Annotated in this window: 4 protein-coding genes and 1 pseudogene; 3 read left to right on the forward strand and 2 right to left on the reverse strand. The window is 73.0% G+C overall.

From position 1 onward, the window contains the following. Positions 1-152 (reverse strand): annotated as a pseudogene (locus EAO73_RS34835) (hydroxyurea phosphotransferase); the annotation flags it as partial. On the opposite strand from EAO73_RS34835, the gene EAO73_RS34840 reads away from it, so the two are divergent. Beyond that, on the forward strand, positions 151-801 hold the full coding sequence (locus EAO73_RS34840; protein ID WP_147975538.1) for a rhomboid-like protein: 651 nt from the start codon (positions 151-153) through the stop codon (positions 799-801). The pseudogene EAO73_RS34835 and the gene EAO73_RS34840 sit on opposite strands and share 2 nt — an antisense overlap. A gap of 92 nt (positions 802-893) precedes the next feature. Here the strand turns inward: EAO73_RS34840 and EAO73_RS34845 are convergent, their stop codons facing one another. Next, positions 894-2,324, reverse strand: coding sequence for a condensation domain-containing protein (locus EAO73_RS34845; RefSeq protein WP_147975539.1), 1,431 nt, complete (start codon positions 2,322-2,324; stop codon positions 894-896). Positions 2,325-2,540: 216 nt separating this feature from the next. On the opposite strand from EAO73_RS34845, the gene EAO73_RS34850 reads away from it, so the two are divergent. Together EAO73_RS34850 and EAO73_RS34855 are read left to right on the forward strand one after the other, a co-directional pair. Then, positions 2,541-2,765, forward strand: a complete 225-nt coding sequence (locus EAO73_RS34850; protein WP_224756585.1) for a phosphopantetheine-binding protein — start codon at positions 2,541-2,543, stop codon at positions 2,763-2,765. Then, positions 2,762-4,165, forward strand: a complete 1,404-nt coding sequence (locus tag EAO73_RS34855) for a class I adenylate-forming enzyme family protein (RefSeq protein ID WP_147975541.1) — start codon at positions 2,762-2,764, stop codon at positions 4,163-4,165. The genes EAO73_RS34850 and EAO73_RS34855 overlap by 4 nt, the downstream gene beginning before the upstream one ends. Positions 4,166-4,330 lie beyond the last annotated feature (165 nt).

The raw sequence follows: 4,330 nt of genomic DNA on the forward strand, positions 1-4,330 counted from the left end.
CCCCACCGCTCCAGGAACTCCGCCACCCTCCCCGGCAGCGCGGCCACGAAGGCCCGCCCGGCCTCCCCGTTGAATGCGGACTGAGTAGCGACGAGCGCATCCGGAATGTCGATCACGCCCCCGATCGTAGGAGCGTGCGTCAATCGGGCCATGCCCACCGGCCACCCCGCCCCGCCCGCACGGCGCCGCCCCGCCCCCGCCACGTGGCTCCGCGCCGTCGGCTCCTGGATCCGCAGCGCCCCCGGTACCTACCTCTGGCTGACCGCCCTCTTCGTCACCACGGTCATCGTCCACCAGATGTCACCGGCCTTCGAGGAGGAGTTCCTCCGCCAGCGCTCCACCAACATCCACGAGCTGTCCCAGAACCCGGTCCGCGTCCTCATCACCAGCGCCTTCTGGATCGACAGCGGCCAGTGGCTCCCCTACGCCGTCCTCTACACCGTCTTCCACGCCCCCGCCGAACGCCGCCTCGGCACCGCACGCTGGCTCGCCGTCGCCGCCACCGCCCACGTCCTCGCCACCCTCGTCAGCGAAGGCATCCTCGCCTGGGCCATCCGCCACGGCCACGCCCCGCTCTCCGCCGCCAACACCCTCGACGTCGGCGTCAGCTACGCCCTCGCCGGCGTGGTCGCGGTCCTCACCTACTACGTCCCCCGCCCCTGGCGCCCCGTGTACCTCTTCGCGGTCCTGGTCATCTACACGGTCCCCCTGATCACCACCCCGACCTTCACGGACATCGGCCACCTCACGGCAGCCCTGATCGGCCTGGGCTGCTACCCGCTGACGCGACGCGGGACGTGAAGGACGCGGGACATGAAAAGACCGGGCCGCCCACCACGGGACGGGACCACGGGCACGCCCGGGTCCCGGCACGCCCGGTCGCGGGCCGCGCGTCACACACCTGCCCGGCGCCCGCTCCCCTCGGCGGCAACCGCCACGAGCGTCCCGACCGGCCCCAGGGGCTCGCGCGCGGCACGGACCGCGACGGTCTCCAGAGCTGCCAGGAAGCCCTCCGCCGAACCGAGTTCACGGAAGCCGGGGTCCACGGCGAGCGTGAGACGGCAGGTGTCGCCCAGTTCCCCGAGGAACAGGAAGAACTTGGCGCCCGCCTGCCGGCCCGGCCGGTCGACCGTCTCCAGCGTGGTCCGGCCGAGTTCCGCAGTCCACTCCACCCCGGACTGGGCGCGGTCCGCCCCCGTGTCGGGGGCACCGATCCGGTCGGCGCCCCTGAAGCGGACATCGTTGAAGAAGCAGAAGCCGCCGTACGGGAACCCTCGCTCCCGCGCCACGTCCACGGCCAGCTGCTCGACCTTGCGCGGGTCGCCCTCACAGCGCCGGTAAGCGGCCAGGGTGGCACCGGCGCAGCGGCGTACGAAGGCCTCGGCGAACTCCTCGGCCGGGCCGACGCGCAGCAGTCCGTTCTGGTTCTGCGCGCCGACGAAGCCCCGGTCCGGCGCATCCGACCGGGTGGCGACGATCAGCCGGAGCAGGGCGGCGTCCTCGCCCGTGCGGGCCGCGAGCACCAGCGCGACCAGGGCCAGGACCACGGTCCCGGTACCGATGCCCGTGCGGGCGGCCAGCTCATGGGCGGCGCGGGCCAGCGCCGGTGACTGGAGGACGGCCCAGTCGCGGGGTGCCTCGTCCGGGGTGGCGGTCCCCGCCTGCATGACGGCGGGGGCGGCGCGCAGGGTCCGCTCCCAGTGCCGCAGCGTGGCCCGCTCGCGGCGGACGCCCTCGTCGGACGCCTCGAACAGGGCACGCTCGACGGGCTGGCGGGCTGCCGGTCCGGGCGCGGATGCGGTGCCCGGGGCGAGGGACAGGGCCTGGCGGAGTTCTTCGAGGACCAGATGGAAGCTCCACCCGTCGACCGCCATGTGGCTGGCGGCGACGGCCAGGGCGGCGGGGGCGCCGTCTCGGATCAGGACGGCGGCGCGCACCGGCAGGTCCCGCTCGTTGTCGAACGCCCCGCTCCGCAGCCGCCCCGAGGCCCGCTCGGCGCAGGCGTCGACCGGCTCGGAGCCGCATTCGACCAGGTCCAGCGGGAGCCGGCCCTCGGCACGGACCTCCTGGACGGGCGCGTCGGCGAACCGGGGGAAGACGCTGCGCAGCGCCTCGTGGTGCTCGACGGTACGGCGCAGCGCGTCGGCCACGTCGGTGACGGTCAGCCCTGCTCCGACGGGGCACCAGCCGGCCTGGTTGAGGGAGTCGTCGCCCTCGGGGAGCTGCCGGAAGACTCCCCAGATCGCCCACTGCCCCCAGGTCAGCGACCCCTCACGCGCGGGAGGCGCCGAGAAGTTCAGCCACCGCATGCGCTCTCCGGACATCTGAACTCTCCATTCCGTTAAATTTTCGACCAACACAACTGAATCTACAGCGCGTTGCTCAACTTTTGCTGTGAAATGAAATTGCTTGCGTTCTTGCAATCCAAGGGGCTAGGTTCGGCGACTGCCGGATGCAGGAGCCACTGGCGGGCTCAACTACCCTTCAGGAGTGCAGATATGACGGAGCGTCAGGCGTTAGTCGATGTGGTGTCCGATCGCATGCTCAAGATCATCGGCAAGCCGACGGGCACGCCCCTGGGCGAGAGCGAGGACCTGCGGGGCTTCGCTTCCTTCGACTCGCTGTCCTTCCTGGAGGTCCTGACCTGGCTGGAGGGTGAGTTCGGGGCCGAGGTCCCGGACGACGAGCTCCGCTCCGAGGACTTCAGCTCGGTCGGGAAGATCGTCGATTTCGTGCTCGGCAACGGAACGGAGGCCGGACGTTGAACGGCACAGGACTCTTCGAGGCGGTCAGGTCGGGCGGCGGCGCCCCCGACGCCCCCGCGATCATCGGCAGCCGCGGCGAGATCACCTTCCGCCAGCTGCTCACGGCGGCCGAGGGCTTCGCCCGCCACCTCGACGCCCACCGCACCCCGGACACCCTGGTCGTCGCCCGGATCGCGGACGTCACGGCCCGCGCCGTCGTCGCCCTCGCCGCCGACCTCGTCGGCCTGCCCGTCCTGCACGCCGACCCCAACTCGCCCGTGGAGCACACCGGCCTCACCGTCCACGACGTGACGTCCCACCGGAACGGCGAGGGCTTCACCCGGTGGCCGGGGGCCGACTCCCCGCCGCTGTGGACCGGCCGGAGCGGCGACCGCCGCGAGCTGACCGGCGTACCCGAGAGGTCGCACACCTTCCTCACCTCCGGCTCCACCGGCCTGCCGGCCGGCGTCGTCAGGCCCGTGGAGCAGGTCCTGGTCGACTGCCTGCGCATCGCCGACCACCTGGGCTACGAACCCGGCGCCACCGTGGTCGCGAGCACCCTTGCCTTCCACTCCTACGGCTTCACCTACGGTCTGATCGCCCCACTCGTCCGAGGGGCGACGGCACGCCACTGCCCCTCCCGCTCCGTCCCCTCCCAGCTGGCCCGCGCCGTGCACAAGCACCGCGCCGCCCACCTCATCGGCCTGCCCTTCCAGCTCCAGCTGCTCGCCGCGGGCAACGAGGCCGATCCCGGCCTGGCCACGCTGCGCCGCGTCGTGTCCTCGGGCGCCCCGCTCCCCGCCGAGGTCGGCCGCGCCCTCACCCGCCGCTACGGCTTCACGCTGGAGAACGGCTACGGCTCCTCGGAGACCGGAGCGATCTCGCTGGCCCCGGTCTCCGAGCACTTCGCCGCCGGTGACGTCGGCAGGCCACTGCCCGGCATCGAGGCACGCCTCGACCCGGCCGTCGCGGTCGGCGACAGCCGCGAACTGCTGCTGCGCACCGACTCCCTCGCCGCCGGCTACCTCGGCCCGCACGGACTGCTGCCGCTCCGGGTGGACGAGGACGGCTGGTACCGGACCGGGGACCTGGCGCTCGCGGACGAGGACGGCCGACTGCGCCTGCAGGGCCGGGTCGGCAATGTCATCAACGTGGCCGGGAAGAAGGTCAGCCCCGGCGAGGTGGAGAGCGCCCTCGAAGCGCACCCGGCCGTGGCCGAGGCCCAGGTGCTGGGCGAGCCGGACCCGATCCGCGGTCAGGTACCGGTGGCACGGGTCGTCGCACACGCCCCGGTCGCCGAGGCCGACCTGCTCGCCTGGTGCCAGGACCGCCTCTCCGCACACCAACTGCCCCGCCGCATCGACCTGCTGAGCGAACTGCCGCGGTCCGCCACCGGAAAGGTCGTCCGCAACCTCGCCTGAGGGCGCCCGCGTTCAGCCCGGCGCCCGGGTGAGCCCCGGCACCGGCACACACCGACCCACGGGGGAACTTCGTGTCATCCAGCCCGTACCCGAGATCACACCTGCCCGTGCACCCCGCCCCGGCGGCGAAGTGCTCGGAGACCGGGGCCAGCGAGATCGCTCCGG

Source organism: Streptomyces sp. col6 (genome assembly GCF_008042035.1).
Taxonomy (GTDB): domain Bacteria; phylum Actinomycetota; class Actinomycetes; order Streptomycetales; family Streptomycetaceae; genus Streptomyces.